Here is a 25,275-nt window from a genome sequence, read left to right as displayed (position 1 = left end):
ATCACTCTACGACTGATTCGAACTAAAAATTAAAGTAATTACTTACTTTAATTAGCATTAAATTCATTAGTAATAACTTGTTCATGGTATCAGTTTTATTGAAATACGCCAGCAAATGAGATCTAGGTCACAAAAAAATTATGTGCATAGGTCAAACAATCGCTATCGGTTTGTTACATAAGCCAACGGGCAATGTTAGCATTGTCGCAATTAAGTCTATCGATGGAACTCTCTGGCATGTCTCAAAATGTTATTCGTATCGCTACTCGTAAAAGTCCACTGGCTATGTGGCAAGCTGAATTCGTTAAAGCTGAGCTTGAACGTATTCATTCAGGTTTAACTGTTGAACTTCTTCCAATGAGCACTAAAGGAGATGTGATTTTAGATACACCTCTCGCTAAAGTGGGTGGCAAAGGTTTATTCGTTAAAGAACTTGAAGTTGCTATGCTTGAAGATCGCGCTGATATCGCTGTTCATTCAATGAAGGATGTACCAGTAGATTTCCCTGAAGGATTAGGTTTACAGGTTATTTGTGAACGTGAAGATCCTCGTGACGCTTTCGTATCTAACACATACAAAACGATTGAAGAGCTACCGCAAGGTGCTGTAGTAGGTACTTCTAGCTTACGTCGTCAGTGTCAAATTCGCGCTGCTCGTCCAGATCTAGTCATCAAAGACTTACGTGGTAATGTTGGTACGCGTTTAGCTAAGCTAGATAGCGGTGATTACGATGCCATTATTCTTGCAGCTGCCGGCCTAATTCGTCTTAAATTAGATGAGCGTATTGCTAGCTTCATCTCAGCAGAAGATTCACTACCAGCTAACGGTCAAGGTGCTGTAGGTATTGAATGTCGCATGAATGACGAACGTGTTAAAGCGTTACTTGCTCCACTTGAGCATTTAGAAACTCGTTACCGCGTACTAGCTGAGCGTGCGATGAACACTCGCCTTGAAGGTGGTTGTCAGGTACCAATCGGTGCTTATGCTGAAATCGAAGGTGACACATTAAGCTTACGTGGCTTAGTGGGTAACCCAGACGGTAGCCAAGTGATCGAAGGTGCTGTATCTGGCCCTAAAACTGATGCGATTGCATTAGGTGAAGCACTGGCAGATGACTTACTTAGCCGCGGCGCTAAAACAATATTAGACGCTGTTTACAACAAGTAATCAGGCAAAGTCACAATATGAAAGTCTTGCTAACGCGCCCAGAAGGGCGCAATCAAGCGATGGTGCAGCAGCTCCAAGATAAAGGTGTCGACTTTATTGTCACGCCTTTATTAGCCGTTGCTCCAACTCATTTCCCGATTGAACCTCTACAGCTTTCCCAAACTGACTGCATTATTTTTATCAGTACCAATGCGGTATATTTTGCAGCGCAGTCACTCAAAGGTCAGTTCCCCAATTGCCGCTATTATGCGGTTGGTCAAGCAACTGCTGACGCTTTAACCCAATATAATATCCACGCCGAAGTCGCTCCTGCAGACAGCCAAGACAGTGAAGGATTGTTATCACTCACTTCGTTAGCAGAGATAAAACAGCAACGGATCATGATAGTTCGAGGAGTTGGCGGCAGAGAAACCATTGCAGAACAATTAACCTTAAGACAAGCCAATGTTAACTATTGGGAAGTTTACCAAAGAGTGATGCCAAAGCTTGATGCACAAAGCGTTTGCAGCCAATGGCAAAGCGCTAAAATTGACACCATTGTCGTCACCAGTGGCGAAGTCCTTGTTAATCTAATTAATCTTGTTCCAAAAGAGTTATTTGCATGGTTGCAATCATGTCATATCATAGTGCCTAGTCACCGAGTGGAACAAAGGGCGAAAACAGCAGGATTTTGTCACGTCACCAATGCTAATGGCGCGAACACTCAAGCTGTTTTACAAGCGTTATCTCTTTAATCATTAAAGCAAAGTTCGTTATTTGCGATATTGTTTAATCCTGCCAGACTTGTACCCTATCACTCAATATTTATGTCGCGCAGTAAATGGTCGCACTAGTACATAGCCACACTAGGCACTCAAGGACAGCTCATGGAAAACAATAAGCAAGATTCAAGTCAATCAAGTACGAAGGATTCAACCGTTGAATCAGTGAATAATGAGGCTGAGTCTTCGACTGAATTAGAGCAAAGCACGACATCTAGTGCTCACAATTCCTCGAGTAAAAATCATCAGAAAACCCTGACAACGGATACCGCGAATTCAGAGAAAACTCGTTCCACCGACAGTGTCCCTGAAGTGACTCCTAAACAAAAAAGTTCATGGTGGATAAGACTTAGTATTTTATTATGTCTTATCATCGCGCTAGCAGGGATTGGTATCAGTTACCTGCTATTAATTGAGCTTGAAAGCCAAAAAGTTGAGCTACAAACTCAATACCAACAAACTCAAGCCATCAGCAATGAAGTAACAGAGGCTTTAATTGAGCCTAAAAGACGCATTGCAGAACTAGAAGTACAGCAACAAAATGACACTTTGGCTTACCAGCAACAAAATCAATTAGCAAAATCTCATCAACAATTGCAAGAACGGGTAGCCACTATTGCCCAGCGAAACCCAAACCATTGGATGGCATCAGAAGCTGAGTATTTAGTACGAATGGCAGGCCGAAAATTATGGCTTGAAAACGACCCTAAAACTGCTGCAAGTTTACTGAGCTCGGCAGATGATCGTATTGAAGCAATGAAAGACCCAGCACTATTACCGATACGCCGCGCCCTTGCTCATGATCTCGCCCAAACCAATGCCATTAAAACAACGGATGTAGCAGGTACCATCTACTCGATAGATAGTATATTAAACCAGTTAGATAGCTTGCCATTAAATCGCGCTAAGGCCCAAACAGCTGAAGACTTGGCAGAGCAACATGTGATGACGGATTCGTTAGATGATTGGCAGAGTAACCTCGCTAAAACATGGCATTCAGTTACTGATGGTTTTATCACTATTCGCAAACGTACCACGGATTTAGAACCATTACTGGCGCCAGATCAACAATGGTACTTAATCGAGAATATTCGTAATAAGCTACTGCAAGCACAGCTGGCTTTATATCAACACGATGAAGTCAATTACCGTCAATCTATTGGGTTTTCCCGTACTTGGATACAGCAATATTTTGATTTAGATGAAGCGCAAACCCAAGAGGCCATGACGGCGTTAGATGCGCTAATTACCGTTAAAATTGAGCAAGTAAAACATACCAATTTTGAGTCAACTCGATTGCTACAGCAACTCATTACCTTCGGCTCATTGGTTCCAGCAGAGGAACCGCAGCTATGATTAAAATCCTTGCTTATGTCATCATCATTCTAATTGGTTTTTGTATTAGCCCTTTTATTATTGGCAACACTGGCTATGTCTATATCGCAGCAGGTGAATACCAAATTGAAACCAGTTTAGTTTTTGGTTTACTGGGACTAGTGCTGTTTTACTGCGCTTTACAGTTACTTGAATGGTTAATTATCTTTTTACTTAATATCGTTATTAACAGTCGATACTTACCTGAAAGGTGGCGTAGAGAAGCCGCCAAGAAATATACCATGCAAGGCGCCCTCGCCCTCGCAGAAGAAGATTGGCCGAATGCAGAAAAAGCCATGGCAAAAGGTGCAGCAAAAGGCGAGCTACCAGCTTTAAACCTTTTTGCTGCCGCAAGAGCTGCTCATCACCAACGAAATACTGATGCACGTGATAAATATCTTGCTGAAGCTGCTAAAGACCCTTTAACGAAAGCAGCAGTCAATACTTCTAAAACTCGCTATTTGATCCAACAAGGTAAATTAACTGAAGCTCGCATTGAACTTGATGCCTTAAATCCAACCAGTAAAAGTAAAGCTCCTGTCCTGAAACTGGCATTAGATCTTTATCAGTTACAGCAGGACTGGCAAGCGCTGAAAATATTATTACCTGTCATTCGTAAACGTAAGATAATTTCTGAGCAAGCATCTAGTGATATTGAACACTCAACCAACACTGCCTTGCTGACAGCTGCGACAGAAATTAGCGAGCAAGAGCTTGAAAAGTGCTGGCATTGGCTTAGTAAATCAGAACGTAGTCAAGCAAAGTTGATTGCGATATACGCTCAAGGATTATGTCAATATAATCGCAAGAAGGATGCCTTAAAGCTCATAACTAAGAGTCTTAAATCCGAACCGGAATCAGATATTTTATCTAAATTGCCTTTATTAATCGACTCAGAAGATGAGGATATCCGAAAGCTATTGTATCGCTTTAAGCAGACTCATGAGCATAATGCCGAATACCACATTTGTTTAGCAAAACTAGCTCAGCAACAGCGCGATATTAAGTCAGCCAAAAATCATTGGTCTCAGGTCTGTGAAATTATGCCTAAACGTGAATATTGGTTAGCTTTGGCTCAAACTCAAGAACAACTTGGTGAAAATTCAGCTGCATTACAGAGCTATCGTAAAGCTGCAAACTCGACTGAATAGCTTCCAGTAAAGCGAATTGTTCATTTATTCAATAACCTGCCAATGGCAGGTTTTTTTATATAACTACCATGCTAAAGCCTCATTTGAAACATCCCCAAAGTAGACTAAAATTTCACATTAGTTAACCTCACAATTTCTTATTAAAACTTTAACAATTAGTAGTAATCACTGTGTTGCATTGATTTGTCACGTAAAAAGTCAAATATATTACTTTTTCATAGTCTTAACCACTATCACCACATTGGTCAAAAAATTGACTACCGATACAAATAAAGCTAAAATTGTTAAATTGCGGTTAATACCCACCACTAACCAGATAACAACGAGTAATGACATTGTGTTCATATGTTCACTAACTGTGAAACACTGTGTTGATTAGGGTTTTGGAGCTAAATATGAGTTCTGTTGTAACGACTAAAAATGGTGTTTTGACTTCGGCTAACGGTGAGATCACCCTCACAATAAATGGCCAATCCAAGAATATACTCCCAGGAAATCAAATTCCTGCAGGAGCTGAACTCCAATTTGCGAGCGATTTAGCATTTGTTGTCACTTTTGACGACGGTACTGTATTAAACGGTGACTCGTTAGATAGTGAACAATTAGATGTAAATACAACAGACGATTCTATTGCTCAATTTTCAACAGATATGACTTCTGAGGAGTTATCTGAAATTGAAGCCCTCCAAGCTTTAATTTTATCTGGCGAAGATCCTACTGAACAACTACCTGAAACTGCAGCTGGTGAAACATCAGGTAATGAAGGTGGTAGTGACTATGTTTCCCTTGCACGTGAAGGTTCTGAAACTATCGCAGCAGCAGGATTTGATACTTCATTTGAGGCAACAGAAACATTAACAGCCAGCTTATCTTTAGGTGATGAAGGCGTTAATGCATTAAATAACAACAATTTTAACATTGCTCAATTTACCGATAATTTTGTTAATGGTGTCTCGTTTACCACTTCTTCTGGTTTGTCTGGTTTTACTGGAGACTTTGGTTCTCCGGGTTCTTTCGCTTACTTACCAGGTGACACAATTACTTTTATGATCGGTGGCGTTACCATTGCCACTTTCAGTGCAGATGTTATTCAAGGTGAGATTTTATTCTTGCAAGATATTGCTGGAACCTTATTGTCAGACACCAATATGAATTACGTTGAGAATATGGCTATTTTCTTACAAGCCTTGGACAACGATCTTACTGATGGTGTTAACGATGGCATTCTCAATACTAATAGCTTAATCAATATTGATGGAAGTTACGCCACAAATATCAATATATTACTTTCAGTCCATGAAGCCTTGGCAAACTACATAGACCCTACCACTGGCCAGCCCCTTAACCTTGCCACCGCTGGTAAAGAAATGCTCTCTCAAGTACTTGCTGAACTTGGAATTATTTTTACCCGTGAAACTGAACGACAAGAGAATGAGCAAAACTTGTTTGAAACAATTGCGATGGAGCATGTTGCAGATACCATTGACGATATTGCCGGCGACAGAGCACCAGATGCCCACGATGAACGTACAGTTGATACTCTTGATGTTCCAGGTGGGTTAATTACATATAACTACAACGAATTAGATGGCCAGATTACTTTTTCGGCTAATGATTTACTTGAAGGCGCCGTTGGTCAGCAGGTGATCGATCAAAACTTATTAGTAAGTAATGTACGCCTCAGTGCAGCATTTGAAGATATTGGTACCTTGCAAGATTTAGGCGATGGCAATTATGTCATTATCTTGAATGAAGGTATAACTCAATACGATCTGGAAGGGTTAAGTATTGATTACCGCGTAGAAGATTGGACCGTCTTCAGGGATGTCACTTCTGCCACGCAAGATCAATATAAATCTCATTTATCCGCAGACATACCTGATGTTTTCGAGGATGTTGGTTTTAATCAATTCACATTAAACAGTGAACTCACCTTTGAAACTGACCAAGAGTTGTTTATTACGTTCACCAGTGAATTACTCAGTGAGCAGCTTGGCTATCCAATAGCCGAGTACGCAGATGATTATTTAGTTCCGCTTGAATACTCTAATGACGGCGGCCTCACTTGGCAGACAATGACAGTAGGTGGGTTAGATACAAGTGGCAATTTAGCAAGACCAATATTCAGTTTCAATCTTGAAGCTGGTAACAATAGTATTCTTATACGCGTCCCAATTTTTGATGATGCCTTCATTGAACCTACAGAATATTTTAATGCCGTTGTGTCAGGTGAAAATGTCTATGATGAAGAGTTAGAGTTTGCAATATTTGATAACGATGCTGAAGGAAGCGACTTACCTGTCATAGATATTGATTATGCGGTTGTTGTCGAGGGAATGGAGTTTGCCTTATTCACGTTAACCTTAAGTGAACCAAGTACGGAAACCGTCACGCTTGAATATAGCTCTGAACAATTAACCGCTTTATTCGGTGAGGATTTTATTAATGTCAGCGGTACCGTTACATTCTTGCCTGGTGAAACAACTGCATATATCACAGTGCCAATTGTCGATGATTTAATCATTGAAGATAGCCCTGAATTCGCTTTAATCAATTTATCTAACCCGATCAATGCATTACTTGGTGATACTCAAGCCACATTACGTATTTATGATAATGATTCACCTGATAACACCGCTATCTCTTTAGATATCGATCCTGTCACTGGAGATAACATACTTACTCCAGATGAAAGCACGGGTATGGTTACCATTACAGGTACCGTGACTGCAGATGCATCCATAACAACAGGTATTATCATGCTGACTATTAATGGTCAGGAATACCAAGCAATTATGCAATCTGACGGTACATTCTCCGTTGAAGTTAATGCTGCTGATCTTGTAAACGATGAAGACACAGTTATTGACGGCATTGTTTATGGATACGGAGCTGATGGGGCAAAAGGAACAGCAACAGCTAACGAAGATTATGATATTCCTACAATTGCAGTAAACGACAGCATCACTGTTGCTGAGGATACTGTGGCAGAGGGTAATGTATTATCGAATGATTCCGATACCGACGACACACTCACTGTTGTTAGTTTCGAAGTTAATGGCGAAACATACTCAGCTGGTACGTCAGTAACATTAGAAGATGGCGTGCTACTTATAGATGCTCAAGGCAATTACTCATTTACACCTAATGAAAACTGGAACGGTAACGTACCGGTGATCACATACACCACCAACACCGGCTCAACGGCGACTTTAACCATTGAAGTCACCCCAGTTGATGATGCATCGGTATTAGTGAACGATACCAACACGGTCGCCGAAGACACACCCGCCACCGGTAACGTACTGGATAATGACGGTGATGTGGATAGCGATTTAACTGTTGTCAGCTATGAAGTCGACGGTCAAACCATTGTTGCAGGCACAGAAGTGCAACTTGATGGTGGCAGCCTCATTATCAATGAAGACGGCAGCTACACTTTCACACCAAATGAAAACTGGAACGGTAACGTACCGGTGATCACATACACCACCAATACGGGCTCAACGGCAACCTTAACCATTGAAGTCACCCCAGTTGATGATGCATCGGTATTAGTGAACGATACCAACACGGTCGCCGAAGACACCCCTGCCACTGGTAACGTACTGGATAATGACGGTGATGTGGATAATACCTTAACCGTGGCCAGCTTCACTGTGGCTGGCGATGCCACCATTCATGATGCGGGCGATACCGTGTCTGTCGAAGGCGGCAGCTTGGTCTTAAATGAAAACGGCACCTATACCTTTACTCCAAATGAAAACTGGAACGGTAACGTACCGGTGATCACATACACCACCAACACTGGCTCAACGGCGACCTTAACCATTGAAGTCACCCCGGTTGATGATGCATCGGTATTAGTGAACGACACCAACACGGTCGCTGAAGACACCCCTGCCACTGGTAACGTACTGGATAATGACGGTGATGTGGATAACGATTTAACTGTTGCCAGCTATGAAGTCGACGGTCAAACCATTGTTGCAGGCACAGAAGTGCAACTTGATGGTGGCAGCCTCATTATCAATGAAGACGGCAGCTACACTTTCACACCAAATGAAAACTGGAACGGTAACGTACCGGTGATCACATACACCACCAACACCGGCTCAACGGCGACCTTAACCATTGAAGTCACCCCGGTTGATGATGCATCGGTATTAGTGAACGACACCAACACGGTCGCTGAAGACACCCCTGCCACTGGTAACGTACTGGATAATGACGGTGATGTGGATAACGATTTAACTGTTGCCAGCTATGAAGTCGACGGTCAAACCATTGTTGCAGGCACAGAAGTGCAACTTGATGGTGGCAGCCTCATTATCAATGAAGATGGAAGTTACACTTTCACACCAAATGAAAACTGGAACGGTAACGTACCGGTGATCACATACACCACCAACACCGGCTCAACGGCGACCTTAACCATTGAAGTCACCCCAGTTGATGACCCAAGCGACTTTGCAGATCAAAGCTTCAACTACGATGAGAACCAAGTTGAGGGGGCTGAAATTGCCACTGTCGACGCCACGGATTTAGATGGGATCACCAGCTTTGTCTTCACTGACACAGGCACTGACACCAGCGCCGATGGCTTCTTTAAAATCGACAGCAATGGCGTTATCACCATCACCGCAGCTGGGGTCGCTTCAGCAGCCAATGATTTTGAGAGTGCACCTAACTCTGGCGATTACCTCATCACCATGACTGATGGCGCGGGCACCACCACGAATGCCACCATCACTCTGTCTGAAAATAACCTCGATGAAGACGGTAGCTTTGCAGATCAAAGCTTCAACTACGATGAGAACCAAGTTGAGGGGGCTGAAATTGCCACTGTTGACGCCACGGATTTAGATGGGATCACCAGCTTTGTCTTCACTGACACAGGCACTGACACCAGCGCCGATGGCTTCTTTAAAATCGACAGCAATGGCGTTATCACCATCACCGCAGCTGGGGTCGCTTCAGCAGCCAATGATTTTGAGAGTGCACCTAACTCTGGCGATTACCTCATCACCATGACCGACGGCGCTGGTGCTACCACCGATGCCACCATCACCTTGTCTGAAAACAACCTCGATGAAGGTGGTAGCTTTGAAAACCAAACCTTTAATTACGATGAAAATCAGGACGCTGGCGCTACAGTCGCCACCCTTGTCGGCTCAGATGATGACGGTGTGGTTAACTACCAGTTCCAACATACGGACGGCACCTTAAGCGCCACCAGTGAAGATGGCTTCTACAGTATCAGTAGCACTGGCGTTATCACCATTACTGCTGCAGGGGTTGCCTCAGAGGTGAATGACTTTGAGCAAGGCACAAACACCGGTGACTACTTAGTCACCATGACCGACGGCGCTGGTGCTACCACCGATGCCACCATCACCTTGTCTGAAAACAACCTCGATGAAGGTGGTAGCTTTGAAAACCAAACCTTTAATTACGATGAAAATCAGGACGCTGGCGCTACAGTCGCCACCCTTGTCGGCTCAGATAATGACGGTGTGGTTAACTACCAGTTCCAACATACGGACGGCACCTTAAGCGCCACCAGTGAAGATGGCTTCTACAGTATCAGTAGCACTGGCGTTATCACCATCACTGCTGCAGGGGTTGCCTCAGAGGTGAATGACTTTGAGCAAGGCACAAACACCGGTGACTACTTAGTTACCATGACCGACGGCGCTGGTGCCACCACCGATGCCACCATCACCTTGTCTGAAAACAACCTCGATGAAGATGGTAGCTTTGCCAACCAAACCTTTAATTACGATGAAAATCAGGACGCTGGCGCTACAGTCGCCACCCTTGTCGGCTCAGATAATGACGGTGTGGTTAACTACCAGTTCCAACATACGGACGGCACCTTAAGCGCTACCAGTGAAGATGGCTTCTACAGTATCAGTAGCACTGGCGTGATCACCATTACTGCCGCGGGCGTCGCCTCAGAGGTGAATGACTTTGAGCAAGCCCCGAACTCTGGCGACTACTTAGTCACCATGACCGACGGCGCGGGCACCACCACCGATGCCACCATCACCTTGTCTGAAAACAACCTCGATGAAGATGGTAGCTTTGCTAACCAAACCTTTAATTACGATGAAAATCAGGACGCTGGCGCTACAGTCGCCACCCTTGTCGGCTCAGATAATGACGGTGTGGTTAACTACCAGTTCCAACATACGGACGGCACCTTAAGCGCCACCAGTGAAGATGGCTTCTACAGTATCAGTAGCACTGGCGTGATCACCATTACTGCCGCGGGCGTCGCCTCAGAGGTGAATGACTTTGAGCAAGCCCCGAACTCTGGCGACTACTTAGTCACCATGACCGACGGCGCTGGTGCCACCACCGATGCCACCATCACCTTGTCTGAAAACAACCTCGATGAAGACGGTAGCTTTGAAAACCAAACCTTTAATTACGATGAAAATCAGGACGCTGGCGCTACAGTCGCCACCCTTGTCGGCTCAGATGATGACGGTGTGGTTAACTACCAGTTCCAACATACGGACGGTACCTTAAGCGCCACCAGTGAAGATGGCTTCTACAGTATCAGTAGCACTGGCGTTATCACCATCACTGCTGCAGGGGTTGCCTCAGAGGTGAATGACTTTGAGCAAGGCACAAACACCGGTGACTACTTAGTTACCATGACCGACGGCGCTGGTGCTACCACCGATGCCACCATCACCTTGTCTGAAAACAACCTCGATGAAGCTGGTAGCTTTGAAAACCAAACCTTTAATTACGATGAAAATCAGGACGCTGGCGCTACAGTCGCCACCCTTGTCGGCTCAGATGATGACGGTGTGGTTAACTACCAGTTCCAACATACGGACGGCACCTTAAGCGCCACCAGTGAAGATGGCTTCTACAGTATCAGTAGCACTGGCGTTATCACCATCACTGCTGCAGGGGTTGCCTCAGAGGTGAATGACTTTGAGCAAGCCCCGAACTCTGGCGACTACTTAGTTACCATGACCGACGGCGCTGGTGCTACCACCGATGCCACCGTCACCTTGTCTGAAAACAACCTCGATGAAGCTGGTAGCTTTGAAAACCAAACCTTTAATTACGATGAAAATCAGGACGCTGGCGCTACAGTCGCCACCCTTGTCGGCTCAGATGATGACGGTGTGGTTAACTACCAGTTCCAACATACGGACGGCACCTTAAGCGCTACCAGTGAAGATGGCTTCTACAGTATCAGTAGCACTGGCGTGATCACCATTACTGCCGCGGGCGTCGCCTCAGAGGTGAATGACTTTGAGCAAGCCCCGAACTCTGGCGACTACTTAGTCACCATGACCGACGGCGCTGGTGCCACCACGAATGCCACCATCACCTTGTCTGAAAACAACCTCGATGAAGATGGTAGCTTTGCCAACCAAACCTTTAATTACGATGAAAATCAGGACGCTGGCGCTACAGTCGCCACCCTTGACGGCTCAGATGATGACGGTGTGGTTAACTACCAGTTCCAACATACGGACGGCACCTTAAGCGCTACCAGTGAAGATGGCTTCTACAGTATCAGTAGCACTGGCGTGATCACCATTACTGCCGCGGGCGTCGCCTCAGAGGTGAATGACTTTGAGCAAGCCCCGAACTCTGGCGACTACTTAGTCACCATGACCGACGGCGCTGGTGCCACCACGAATGCCACCATCACCTTGTCTGAAAACAACCTCGATGAAGATGGTAGCTTTGCCAACCAAACCTTTAATTACGATGAAAATCAGGACGCTGGCGCTACAGTCGCCACCCTTGTCGGCTCAGATAATGACGGTGTGGTTAACTACCAGTTCCAACATACGGACGGCACCTTAAGCGCCACCAGTGAAGATGGCTTCTACAGTATCAGTAGCACTGGCGTTATCACCATCACTGCTGCAGGGGTTGCCTCAGAGGTGAATGACTTTGAGCAAGCCCCGAACTCTGGCGACTACTTAGTCACCATGACCGACGGCGCGGGCACCACCACGAATGCCACCATCACCTTGTCTGAAAACAACCTCGATGAAGATGGTAGCTTTGCTAACCAAACCTTTAATTACGATGAAAATCAGGACGCTGGCGCTACAGTCGCCACCCTTGTCGGCTCAGATAATGACGGTGTGGTTAACTACCAGTTCCAACATACGGACGGCACCTTAAGCGCTACCAGTGAAGATGGCTTCTACAGTATCAGTAGCACTGGCGTGATCACCATTACTGCCGCGGGCGTCGCCTCAGAGGTGAATGACTTTGAGCAAGCCCCGAACTCTGGCGACTACTTAGTCACCATGACCGACGGCGCGGGCACCACCACCGATGCCACCATCACCTTGTCTGAAAACAACCTCGATGAAGATGGTAGCTTTGCTAACCAAACCTTTAATTACGATGAAAATCAGGATGCTGGCGCTACAGTCGCCACCCTTGTCGGCTCAGATAATGACGGTGTGGTTAACTACCAGTTCCAACATACGGACGGCACCTTAAGCGCTACCAGTGAAGATGGCTTCTACAGTATCAGTAGCACTGGCGTGATCACCATTACTGCCGCGGGCGTCGCCTCAGAGGTGAATGACTTTGAGCAAGCCCCGAACTCTGGCGACTACTTAGTTACCATGACCGACGGCGCTGGTGCTACCACCGATGCCACCATCACCTTGTCTGAAAACAACCTCGATGAAGCTGGTAGCTTTGAAAACCAAACCTTTAATTACGATGAAAATCAGGACGCTGGCGCTACAGTCGCCACCCTTGTCGGCTCAGATGATGACGGTGTGGTTAACTACCAGTTCCAACATACGGACGGTACCTTAAGCGCCACCAGTGAAGATGGCTTCTACAGTATCAGTAGCACTGGCGTTATCACCATCACTGCTGCAGGGGTTGCCTCAGAGGTGAATGACTTTGAGCAAGCCCCGAACTCTGGCGACTACTTAGTTACCATGACCGACGGCGCTGGTGCTACCACCGATGCCACCATCACCTTGTCTGAAAACAACCTCGATGAAGCTGGTAGCTTTGAAAACCAAACCTTTAATTACGATGAAAATCAGGACGCTGGCGCTACAGTCGCCACCCTTGTCGGCTCAGATGATGACGGTGTGGTTAACTACCAGTTCCAACATACGGACGGCACCTTAAGCGCCACCAGTGAAGATGGCTTCTACAGTATCAGTAGCACTGGCGTTATCACCATCACTGCTGCAGGGGTTGCCTCAGAGGTGAATGACTTTGAGCAAGCCCCGAACTCTGGCGACTACTTAGTTACCATGACCGACGGCGCTGGTGCTACCACCGATGCCACCGTCACCTTGTCTGAAAACAACCTCGATGAAGCTGGTAGCTTTGAAAACCAAACCTTTAATTACGATGAAAATCAGGACGCTGGCGCTACAGTCGCCACCCTTGTCGGCTCAGATGATGACGGTGTGGTTAACTACCAGTTCCAACATACGGACGGCACCTTAAGCGCCACCAGTGAAGATGGCTTCTACAGTATCAGTAGCACTGGCGTGATCACCATTACTGCCGCGGGCGTCGCCTCAGAGGTGAATGACTTTGAGCAAGCCCCGAACTCTGGCGACTACTTAGTCACCATGACCGACGGCGCTGGTGCCACCACGAATGCCACCATTACCTTGTCTGAAAACAACCTCGATGAAGATGGTAGCTTTGCCAACCAAACCTTTAATTACGATGAAAATCAGGACGCTGGCGCTACAGTCGCCACCCTTGTCGGCTCAGATGATGACGGTGTGGTTAACTACCAATTCCAACATACGGACGGCACCTTAAGCGCTACCAGTGAAGATGGCTTCTACAGTATCAGTAGCACTGGCGTGATCACCATTACTGCCGCGGGCGTCGCCTCAGAGGTGAATGACTTTGAGCAAGCCCCGAACTCTGGCGACTACTTAGTCACCATGACCGACGGCGCTGGTGCCACCACCGATGCCACCATCACCTTGTCTGAAAACAACCTCGATGAAGACGGTAGCTTTGAAAACCAAACCTTTAATTACGATGAAAATCAGGACGCTGGCGCTACAGTCGCCACCCTTGTCGGCTCAGATGATGACGGTGTGGTTAACTACCAGTTCCAACATACGGACGGTACCTTAAGCGCCACCAGTGAAGATGGCTTCTACAGTATCAGTAGCACTGGCGTTATCACCATCACTGCTGCAGGGGTTGCCTCAGAGGTGAATGACTTTGAGCAAGGCACAAACACCGGTGACTACTTAGTTACCATGACCGACGGCGCTGGTGCTACCACCGATGCCACCATCACCTTGTCTGAAAACAACCTCGATGAAGACGGTAGCTTTGAAAACCAAACCTTTAATTACGATGAAAATCAGGACGCTGGCGCTACAGTCGCCACCCTTGTCGGCTCAGATGATGACGGTGTGGTTAACTACCAGTTCCAACATACGGACGGCACCTTAAGCGCCACCAGTGAAGATGGCTTCTACAGTATCAGTAGCACTGGCGTTATCACCATCACTGCTGCAGGGGTTGCCTCAGAGGTGAATGACTTTGAGCAAGGCACAAACACCGGTGACTACTTAGTTACCATGACCGACGGCGCTGGTGCCACCACCGATGCCACCATCACTCTGTCTGAAAATAACCTCAATGAAGACGTTTCTATCACAGCAACAACTAACTCTCGAGTCTCTGAAGAAGGCTTGGCTGGCGGTGTAGCAGATACTACAGGTAATACTGATACAACTGATTCTGTCAATGCCAGCGGGATAATCACCATAGAAGATCTTGATAACGACATTCTTACTGTCTCTCTATCAGGCCCATCAATAGCACTCATAGCTAACGGTGAAACAGTTCAATGGTCTTGGGACGCTGATACAAATACGCTAACGGGTTATATAGGCACTCCGAGTGAGAGCTCTTACCTAGAAGTTATGTCAGTAGTACTCACAGCTCCAGCAGGAAACTCTTCAGGGGATTGGAGTTACGATGTCACGCTTTTAGCTCCTGTAACACATCCAGATGGAACAACAGAAGATAACTTGTCTGTAAACTTTGGGGTTAATGTTGATGATGGCAACGGAAGTACAACAAATGGCAACTTTAATGTTGTTATTGAAGATGATGCACCTGAAGCGAATGTAGACGATCTAACAACCACCAACTCTATTGGAACTAGCTTTGGTCAGATTGATGTTCAAGGCGCTGACACCGATTATTCAGCTGATTTAACAGGAAACGTAACAGGTTGGAGCAATGTAGCAGGTTCAGAAAATTACTTTGCTGATTCTGGTATTACGACTGGTGGCGAAACTATTTACTATTATGTAGATCCTGAAAACCCTGATGTGTTAATTGCTTACACCAGTGATACTTCTTCTGAATATGGTTCAGTAGGAGCAAATCAATCTCTGGTATTTACGTTAACTGTTGATCCCAACTCTGGTGAATATGAACTAGATTTGAAACAACCGATAACAGAAGTGATCACAACCAATGCGAATTTAACTGGCAATATCCCTGGCGGTAACGATGAAGACTTATTTATCTTGCTTCAAGGTGAAGTAGTCGGTGAAGTTGGTGCAGATGATGTGGTTAAGTGCTCGATAACCGCAACAGGTCCTAATGGTGAAGTTGAGAATGTAAATACCAGTCCAAATGGTATCGGAATCGGATCAGGAAAAGATATAAGTGCAGGTGAAACACTGATATTAACGTTTAGCGAGCCGGTTACTAATAATTTAACATTAACGCTTAGTAATAATAATGGCAGTAATTATGCTGGCTCAGCCACTTTCTTTGTTTCAGGTTTTGATTCTAATGGTGTTTCAATCCAAGAAACATTTATAGGAAGTAGCACAGACTTTGCAACTTTCTTACTAGGTTCTGATTTTGTTGATATCAACTTAATTGAGCTCTCAACCGCTGATGGTAATGATTTTAACCTCAAGACGATTAATACTGAAACAATTACCACAGTCACTTCAGGTTCAGATCTTGGTTTCAATGTTGATATTATCGACAGCGATGGAGACGTAGATAGTGATAACGACTTCAATATAACCCTTGACGCTCCTTCAGCTCTTTTAGCTGTAACACCTTACGCATTTGCAAGTTTGAATGAAGCAAATCTTCTTTCTAACTCCACTGATAGCGATTCTGAAACTCTATTGTTTAAAGCCGGTGATAATGAGGTAAACAACTTTAGTTTTGGCAATATTGACAATATTACTGTTTCAGATATTCGCCAACCAATAGACTGGCGACTTGAGAATGGTGTATTAATCGGCTCAATGAATGGTCGTGGAGACCTGCTGAAATTAACATTAGATTGGAACTCGATCTCCGCAGGGCAACAAGGTGCTGTCGTCCTAGATGCCGAATTACTCGGTAAGCTACCACATAACATTGATGTAGATAATTTATCAATCACTGGTATTCAAGTTATCGCTACCGATAGTTCAGGTCAGTCGGTTGAATCCAGTGTAACCATGAATATTGCTGATCATAACTTTGCACCAGAATTCCTATCTGGCTCAGATACGGATATTTCAGCTGCCAATCAAGATGTTTATAATTTCTCATTCAGTGCTAGTAACTTAGACTCGGGAACCCTTGTGGGCTCAGTCACCGCCCATGATATTGATTTGGAAGGAACTCTTCATTACAGCTTTGCAGATGGTTCTCAAGATAATGGACTGTTTACTATCAATGCAGCAACTGGAGAAATTACACTAAATCAAGATATTGATACCGGTGGCACAACTAACCATATACTAAATGTGTTAGTGACTGATGAAAGTAATCTTACCGATTCAGCAGTTGTTAATATTGAACTAACCAATACCAATGAGGCACCAGTTGCCACCGATGATTATTTTGGCGTTGGATTATATAGTCAATATTTCAGCTACAGTGATCCTTCTGATGGCGGTAATTTATCCAATGTAAATCAAGTCCGTAGATTTATTAATAACAATGAAGCAGACGCTACATTTATTGCAACCACACTGAATTACGCATTGGGTAATGGCAATCTAGGAACAGGTACGAGTCTCCAAGAATTCCTTGGTGACGATGCGGCTAGTTTAAGTACAGATCCTGATGATAGCTCTGATGCCATACTGCACATGCAAGGCTTTATAGAACTAGATGCCGGAAGGTATGGTTTAAAAGTCACTGCTGATGATGGTTATTCTGTTGTCATTGATGGTGTCGTTGTTGCAGAAGTATCACGCAATCAATCATCTAGCACTCGCTACCCAGGCGAGAACGGACATATTTACTTTGATATTACAGATCCTGGAGCTCATTCAATAGAAATAATCTATTGGGACCAAGGTGGCGCCTATCAACTAGATATTGAACTTGGTGAATTTAATGATGCAAACCAACAAATCGGTAGCTATACACCTTTAGGTGATCAAGTTATTACCAATGAAGTAACAGTACTAGAAGATACACCATATACATTTACTGCTGACTCTATCATTGCAAATGACTCTGATCCTGACGGTGATTCATTGACAATAATAAGTGTTGGTAACGCTGAAAACGGAACTGTCGCACTTGATGCAGATGGCAATGTGACCTTTACACCAACAACGGGCTACACCGGCCCTGCTAGCTATTCATATACTATACAAGATCCTGAAGGATTAACTGATACCGCAACTGTCTACTTCGATATATTACCTGATAGAGACTACAGTTATATGGACGGTAGTCACGGTGATAATGTGCTTAACGGTACTGATAACCACGACATTATTGTCAGTGACACATCTGGCATACAAATAGTGCAAGGTGAAAACTACAATATTGCCTTTATTCTGGATTCATCAGGCAGTATGGGGGCATCAACTGTAGCCACCGCTAAAGAGCAGTTAATAGAAGTATTTAAAACACTTGTAACTGCCGCTTCAGGTACGAATTCTGGAACGGTCAATATCGCGGTAATTGATTTTTCTACTTCAGCTGTCATCAGCTTAGATTTTGATATCCTTGATTTAGATATCGACGCTTTAATCAATGGTGATAATGCTGCTTGGAACGCTATTACAAATGGTGGAAGAACCGATTACGTCGACGCCTTTAACTCTGCAGTAAGTTGGTTTAACAGTGATGATGTCACTAGTAACTCTGGCAATAACCTGACTTATTTCATCACAGATGGTAAGCATAATGAACCAGGTTCACCCCAAGATGCATTTGCTCTTCTGAGTGGTTTATCCGAAGTTGAAGCTGTCGGAATAAAAGATTCTATTAATGAGCAGGATATAATTAGCTACGATACCGACGGGCAAGTTAGAACTAACATCAGTGTCGATAATCTTGCCGATGTAATACTCGGTCAAGAGTCAGCATTATTACAAGGTGCGGACCAAGCTTCTGGTGGACTAGGTAATGACATTATTTTTGGTGATTTAGTCGAATTCAGCGGTATAAACGGTCAAGGCATAACTGCACTACAAAACTTAGTAGCTCAGAAAACACAAGTCGATGCTAATGACGTGTCAGTGCAAGATATACACGCATTTATCACTGCAAACCCTTCTTATTTTGATGTCGCTAATACAGATGATGGAGCAGATAACCTTACAGGAGGAGTCGGCAATGACATCCTATTTGGCCAAGGCGGCAATGACACTCTAATTGGTGGCACAGGGGATGACACGCTTATTGGTGGGCTGGGTAGTGACACCATGACGGGTGGTGAAGGCGCTGATAACTTTGTTTGGAGCACTGGATCGCTTAATAATACAATCTCAACAGACCATGTTACTGACTTTAATCATATAGAAGATAAGCTAGATCTTAGTGATATTTTGCAAATTGACTCATTAAATGACTTATCTCAATACATAAGCTTTAGTGAAGACAGTGGCAGTACTTCTATTAACATCGATATAGATAAAGATGGGTCATTCGATCAGCAGATTGTATTAGACGGTGTTGATTTAACTGATGTTTACAACAGCAATGATGACGGTGTGATTATCAATGGATTATTGGATGATGGTGCCTTAATCGTCGATGCTACAGATGCAACACCAGCACAGAATGTCGCAGCTATAGACCCGTTAGAAAATGTACCAGATGGTAATATTATTCCTTAAATACAACAATTTGTTGACGCTTTGTAGTAATATAATAGCGTCAACCCATTGTTTTTAACATAATTATAATTACAAAGGATAAGTAATACGTGCCAGCAACCGTCTCTGATAATCAAGAGCAGTGGACTATTTCGGCCTCTCAACGTACCACGGTCGACCCATTACTTGATTGTTTAGTATTAATGACTGAACACTTTGGTTCCCCTTGCTCAAGCGATTCTCTTGCGGCAGGGTTACCTTTGACTAGCGCTGTGATCACACCAGAATTATTGCCTCAAGCAGCTTCCAGAGGTGGGTTATCTGCTAAATTAACCCGTAAAGATCTCAATCAAATATCAGAGATTTTATTGCCTTGTATTTTGTTGTTAAAAGACAAAAAAGCCTGCATTCTTCGCAGTATCGATATCGATGCTGATAAAGCAGTAATCCAACTTCCTGAAAGTGGCGGTCAGGAAACGCTAATGATAGAGGAATTAGAGACTCTCTATGTAGGTTATCTGTTTTTAATTAAACAAGAGTTTCGTGGGGATAATAGCTTTGATGTCCACATTCACGATAACACTACCCATTGGTTGCTTCAGAGTATTAAAGACTCAGCCCCTATATATCGTGATGCCTTAATCGCATCTGTCTTGGTTAACTTATTCGCTCTTGTTTCACCACTATTCATCATGAATGTCTATGACAAAGTGGTGCCCAATCTAGCCTTTGAATCTCTTTGGGTTCTAGCAATTGGTGCAGGAATAGCATATTTATTTGACTTAATTCTCCGACAATTACGAAGTTACCTCATTGATGTTGCGGGTAAAAAAGTCGATATTATTGTGTCCTCAAAATTGTTTGCTAAGGCAATCGGTATACCACTGTCCAAACGCTCACCAAGTGTCGGGGGTATGGCTCGTCAACTAAGTGAATTCGATAGTATTCGAGAAATTCTCACTTCAGCGACAATCACCACCTTAGTAGATTTACCTTTCGCATTACTTTTTGTCGCCATCATTTATATTGTCGCAGGTGACTTAGCCATTATTCCAGTTATAGGCGGCATTATTATCATTGGTTTTACTTTATATATTCAGCCAAAGCTAAAAGCTGCAATTGAAGAAAGTAATCGATTTTCTAGCCTCAAACATGGACACTTAATTGAAAGCTTAACGGCCCTTGAATCAATTAAAGCCAATGGTGCCGAAGGACTTGTTCAAAAAAGCTGGCAACAAATGATCGGCCACACAGCTAACTGGCAACTTAAGTCTAAAAAGCTGTCAAACGCTGTGAGTAATCTCGCTAATTTTATAGTTCAACTAACAGTGGTTTGTGTGGTTATTTTAGGCGTATATCGCGTCGCAGAAAATGAAATATCTATGGGCGGAATTATTGCAGCTGTAATGCTTTCAAGCCGTGCAATTTCACCTATGGCACAACTTGCCGGTTTAATCACTCGCGGAAATCAGACCGCCAGCTCTTTGCGTCAGCTTGATGAAGTCATGAACCAAGAGGAAGAGTTTGAGAATAAAGGCAACCTAGTTAGTAAGCAGCGCTTACATGGCAAAATTGATGCTGATAACGTCGCATTTAGCTTTCCTGAGGCAGAAAGGCCCGTTCTACACCCATTATCTATTCGTATCAATCCCGGTGAAAGAGTAGCAATTATTGGTCGAAATGGTTCAGGTAAAAGTACCTTGGCCAAACTACTTGTGGGGTTATACAAACCTACTCAAGGTAGTCTTCGTTATGACGGCTTAGATGCTGGGCAAATCCACCCAAGTGATTTACGCAGTAATTTTGGTTACTTACCACAAGATGTCACCTTATTTCATGGCTCAATCAAAGACAATATTTTATTCGGCACTCGTCAAGTGACTGAACATCAGCTAATACGTGCTGTACAACTATCTGGCGTAAGCATGTTTACCAATCTTGAATCGGAAGGACTTGACCAGCAAGTTGGTGAAGGTGGGCTGTCGTTAAGTCGTGGGCAACGTCAAACTGTTGCCCTCGCCCGTGCAACCCTTAACGACCCGCCGGTTTTATTAATGGATGAGCCTACAGCAAGTCTCGATGCTAGAGCAGAAAAGCAATTTATTCGCTCAATGGAACATGTCACTAAAGACCGCACTTTATTACTCATCACCCATAAGATGCATTTATTACGTTTAGTCGATCGTATTATTGTGCTTGATAGAGGTCATATCGTTGCTGATGGCCCTAAAGACAAAATTATTGATAAGCTCAATAATGGTTTACTCACAGGAGGTCGCCCTCGTGAGTAATAAATTAACAAGCCATGACTTAGACATGGTTGATGACGTTTATGGCGCAATGATGACTGATGCGCCCCGTGGACATAGTTTGATTATTTGGTCACTTGCCGCAATGGTGATTTGCTTTTTTATTTGGTCTTATTTTTCTGAATTAGATCAAGTGACATCTGGCATGGGCAAGGTTATTCCATCATCGCAGATCCAACTAATCGACAGCCTTGATGGCGGTGTGTTGCAAGAAATATATATTCAAGAAGGCATGATTGTTACTAAAGATCAGCCTTTGGTTAAAATTGACGATATTCGTTTTCGTTCTGATTTCGCCCAACAAGAACAAGAAGTCTATAGTCTACAAACTAATGTGATCCGTATGCGCACAGAACTCGATAGTATCGTGATTTCGGACATGTCATCAAACTGGCGAGAACAAGTCAAAATAACCAAACAACCTCTAATTTTTTCAGATGAAATTATTCAGCAAGAGCCTGCCTTAGTAAAAAACCAACAAGAAGAATATTCAGGTCGATTAGACAACTTAAGTAACCAACTCGAAATACTCGTTCGCCAAATCCAACAACGTCAACAAGAAACAGAAGAGCTCACCTCAAAAATTGCTACTCTGAGTAAAAGCTTCCAATTAATCTCACGAGAGCTCGAGCTAACCAAGCCTTTAGCGCAAAAAGGCATTGTGCCTGAAGTGGAATTATTAAAACTTGAGCGAACTGTCAATGATATACAAGGCGAGCTAAAAACCATGCGCCTGCTTCGTCCAAAGCTAAAAGCTTCAATGGATGAGGCTATCCTAAAACGACGTGAAGCTGTCTTTGTCTATGCGGCCGATTTGCGTGCCAGTTTAAATGAAATGCAGACTAAGCTATCAAGAATGAATCAAGCACAGATCGGTGCTTTCGATAAAATTAACAAATCCGTTATTACGTCCCCTGTTAACGGCACCATAAAAACACTACATATTAATACTCTAGGTGGTGTTGTTCAGCCTGGTGAAGAAATTATTGAGATAGTTCCATCAGAAGACCAGCTACTGATCGAAACAAAAATAACCCCTCAAGACATCGCATTCTTACACCCTGGTTTACCTGCTATTGTTAAGGTAACGGCTTACGACTTCACTCGTTATGGTGGACTGAAAGGTACGGTTGAGCATATTAGTGCTGATACAAGCCAAGATGAAGAAGGAAACAGTTTTTACACGATTCGTGTTCGAACTGCTGAATCAAATTTAGTAAAAAATGATGGCACAAAGATGCCAATTATTCCGGGAATGCTCACTTCTGTGGACGTTATTACCGGAAAAAGAACTATCCTTGAGTATATATTGAACCCGATATTACGGGCAAAAGAGACAGCACTTAGAGAGAATTAGCAAAAAACCGGGAGGGTTTTTTACATGAATATCAACATTAACCAATGCAATAAATTGAGCATATTCGCGTTGGCAATGTCTGCAACTTTTGTAACATCTACGCTGAACGCGCAGTCGTTAGAGCAGGCCGTTGCACATACTCTAGATACAAATCCAGAGATTAGAATTGCGTTTAATCGCTTTAAAGCTCGAGAAGAGCAAGTTAATCAGGCCATAGCCGGTTATATGCCAACTGTTGATTTGACAGGTGGTTATGGATGGGAGCAAACAGATAGCCCTTCAACTCGTCGTAAGAACCAACCTGGTAACGATAATTTAGATGAAGGCGTGATGGAACTAGAGCGTGGAGAAGCTGGATTTAGTATTAAACAAATGCTATTTGATGGCTTCTATACTAGCAGTGAAGTCGATCGTTACTCTTTTGAAGCCAGTTCAGAGCAATGGGCACTATTTGCAGCTGCAGAAGATATAGCACTTGAAGTTAGTAAGGTTTATGTAAATTTTATCAAAGCGGAACAACTACTCGTTTTGTCTGAAAAAAACCTAAAGAGCCATCAAGATATTTATGATCAAATCAAAGAGCGAACAGACTCAGGTCTTGGTTCTATAGCTGACTTATCTCAAATTTCAGGCCGTTTAGCACGTGCTAATGCAAACCTCATGGCAGCCAAGAATAATCTGTATGATGCCAAAGCTCAGTACATACGTATTGTTGAGCAAGATCCTGAAAATCTTGTGGTACCAGTTCCAGACATGGACTTTCTACCTAGAAACGTAGCTGAAAGTATCGTTAAAGCTCAGGATAACCATCCTATTCTAAAATCTGCCAGTAGTGATATTAAAGCGGCAGATAAGGAGCGTAGCTCCGCACAATCAAACTATTACCCTGAGTTCACATTAGAATTAAATGGTAATTGGAATAATGATGTTGACGGTGAAGACGGCTATGGTACGGGGTCTACTTTTGATCCTTACGTAAACGGCCACAGTAATGATCTTGTGGGTATGGTGCGTGTTAAATATAACTTATTTGCAGGTGGTAAAGATTTAGCCCGCGAAAAAGAAGCAGCCTACAAAATTAATGAAGCAAAAGAAATTCGTCAGCGTGCTCATCGTCAAGTTGTAGAAGGTGTACATTTATCTTGGAATGCATATGAATTGTTAGCCCCTCAAAAGCAATATATACGTCAACATGTCATTGCTTCAAAGGATACTCAAACAGCTTATTCGCAACAGTTCAATTTAGGTCAACGAAGTTTATTGGATTTACTTGATACAGAAAATGAGCTTTTCCAAGCACGTCAAGATTATCTACAAGCTGATTTTGACGAAACAATAGCAAAATATCGTGTATTAAATGCCACAGGCCAACTACTTGATTCTCTTCGAGTTACTCGTCCGGATATTTGGCAAGGTGAACGTGATTATGAAGGAGGAGTAAAATAATGAAATACATACTTTTACTACTAACTATTTCGCTAACTTTCGGCTGCTCAATGCGTGATACTGTGTCGATGGATCCTCAAACTGAACAAGAGTTTGATCTCAATGATAACGATAAAGATGGCGTCATCATGGCAAGAGAGCGATGTATTGATACTGTTAATGGAGCCGGCATTGATAACTATGGCTGCGGCACTGTGAATGAAATAAATGAGCGTCAAGAACTGAAAATTATGTTCGAAAATGACTCTGACTACATCAATAATCGTTATTACCAGCAAATTGAAAAAGTTGCAGATTTAATGAACTACTACCCTAACACTCAAGTAACTATTGAGGGACATTGTAGTAAAACAGGTTCTTATGAGCATAATTTAGCTCTATCTCAAGCGAGAGCTGATAATGTGGTCAAAGTTCTTTCTGATACATTTGGCATTGACTCCTCTCGTTTAACAGCTATCGGGTATAGTTTTGACAGACCAATTGATGCATCTAATACACCTGCAGCGAATGAGCTAAATAGACGAGTCATAGCTGAAGTAACTGGTGATGATACAAGAGCGGATATGAAATGGCATATTTACACTGTTGATCAGTAAAACTGCCATATAA

At 43.6% G+C, this 25,275-nt stretch carries 9 protein-coding genes; all 9 read left to right on the top strand.

What is annotated here, in order from left to right:
• Positions 1–237: 237 nt before the first annotated feature.
• The 9 genes from hemC to AC0L4E_RS00595 all read left to right on the top strand — a co-directional run bounded on the left by hemC (position 238) and on the right by AC0L4E_RS00595 (position 25,262).
• The gene (gene hemC, locus AC0L4E_RS00635; protein ID WP_473677555.1) at positions 238–1,167 is read left to right on the top strand and encodes a hydroxymethylbilane synthase; all 930 of its coding nucleotides are present in this window, start codon (positions 238–240) and stop codon (positions 1,165–1,167) included.
• Between the two features lie 17 nt (positions 1,168–1,184).
• The gene (locus AC0L4E_RS00630) at positions 1,185–1,901 is read left to right on the top strand and encodes a uroporphyrinogen-III synthase (RefSeq protein ID WP_473677554.1); all 717 of its coding nucleotides are present in this window, start codon (positions 1,185–1,187) and stop codon (positions 1,899–1,901) included.
• Between the two features lie 132 nt (positions 1,902–2,033).
• On the top strand, positions 2,034–3,284 hold the full coding sequence (locus AC0L4E_RS00625) for a uroporphyrinogen-III C-methyltransferase (protein WP_473677553.1): 1,251 nt from the start codon (positions 2,034–2,036) through the stop codon (positions 3,282–3,284).
• Positions 3,281–4,453, top strand: coding sequence for a heme biosynthesis HemY N-terminal domain-containing protein (locus tag AC0L4E_RS00620; protein WP_473677552.1), 1,173 nt, complete (start codon positions 3,281–3,283; stop codon positions 4,451–4,453). The genes AC0L4E_RS00625 and AC0L4E_RS00620 overlap by 4 nt, the downstream gene beginning before the upstream one ends.
• Before the next feature lie 395 nt (positions 4,454–4,848).
• Entirely contained in the window at positions 4,849–19,575 is a 14,727-nt protein-coding gene (locus tag AC0L4E_RS00615; RefSeq protein WP_473677551.1) for an Ig-like domain-containing protein, read from the top strand.
• A gap of 89 nt (positions 19,576–19,664) precedes the next feature.
• Entirely contained in the window at positions 19,665–21,845 is a 2,181-nt protein-coding gene (locus tag AC0L4E_RS00610) for a type I secretion system permease/ATPase (protein WP_473677550.1), read from the top strand.
• Positions 21,838–23,220 (top strand): HlyD family type I secretion periplasmic adaptor subunit, encoded by a 1,383-nt coding sequence (locus AC0L4E_RS00605; RefSeq protein ID WP_473677549.1) that lies wholly within the window; start codon positions 21,838–21,840, stop codon positions 23,218–23,220. The genes AC0L4E_RS00610 and AC0L4E_RS00605 overlap by 8 nt, the downstream gene beginning before the upstream one ends.
• A gap of 75 nt (positions 23,221–23,295) precedes the next feature.
• The gene (locus AC0L4E_RS00600) at positions 23,296–24,666 is read left to right on the top strand and encodes a TolC family outer membrane protein (RefSeq protein ID WP_473681442.1); all 1,371 of its coding nucleotides are present in this window, start codon (positions 23,296–23,298) and stop codon (positions 24,664–24,666) included.
• Entirely contained in the window at positions 24,666–25,262 is a 597-nt protein-coding gene (locus AC0L4E_RS00595) for an OmpA family protein (protein ID WP_473677548.1), read from the top strand. Before AC0L4E_RS00600 ends, AC0L4E_RS00595 begins: the two co-directional genes overlap by 1 nt.
• The last annotated feature ends 13 nt before the right edge of the window (positions 25,263–25,275 follow it).

This window comes from Shewanella sp. GJ50-10, from assembly GCF_055808815.1.
This window is presented reverse-complemented; position numbering and strand designations above follow the sequence as displayed.

Coding starts and splice junctions, on each gene's coding strand:
- AC0L4E_RS00620 (WP_473677552.1), top strand. CDS start 3,281: ATGATTAAAATCCTTGCTTATGTCATCATCATTCTAATTGGTTTTTGT.
- AC0L4E_RS00595 (WP_473677548.1), top strand. CDS start 24,666: ATGAAATACATACTTTTACTACTAACTATTTCGCTAACTTTCGGCTGC.
- AC0L4E_RS00600 (WP_473681442.1), top strand. CDS start 23,296: ATGTCTGCAACTTTTGTAACATCTACGCTGAACGCGCAGTCGTTAGAG.
- hemC (WP_473677555.1), top strand. CDS start 238: ATGTCTCAAAATGTTATTCGTATCGCTACTCGTAAAAGTCCACTGGCT.
- AC0L4E_RS00625 (WP_473677553.1), top strand. CDS start 2,034: ATGGAAAACAATAAGCAAGATTCAAGTCAATCAAGTACGAAGGATTCA.
- AC0L4E_RS00615 (WP_473677551.1), top strand. CDS start 4,849: ATGAGTTCTGTTGTAACGACTAAAAATGGTGTTTTGACTTCGGCTAAC.
- AC0L4E_RS00630 (WP_473677554.1), top strand. CDS start 1,185: ATGAAAGTCTTGCTAACGCGCCCAGAAGGGCGCAATCAAGCGATGGTG.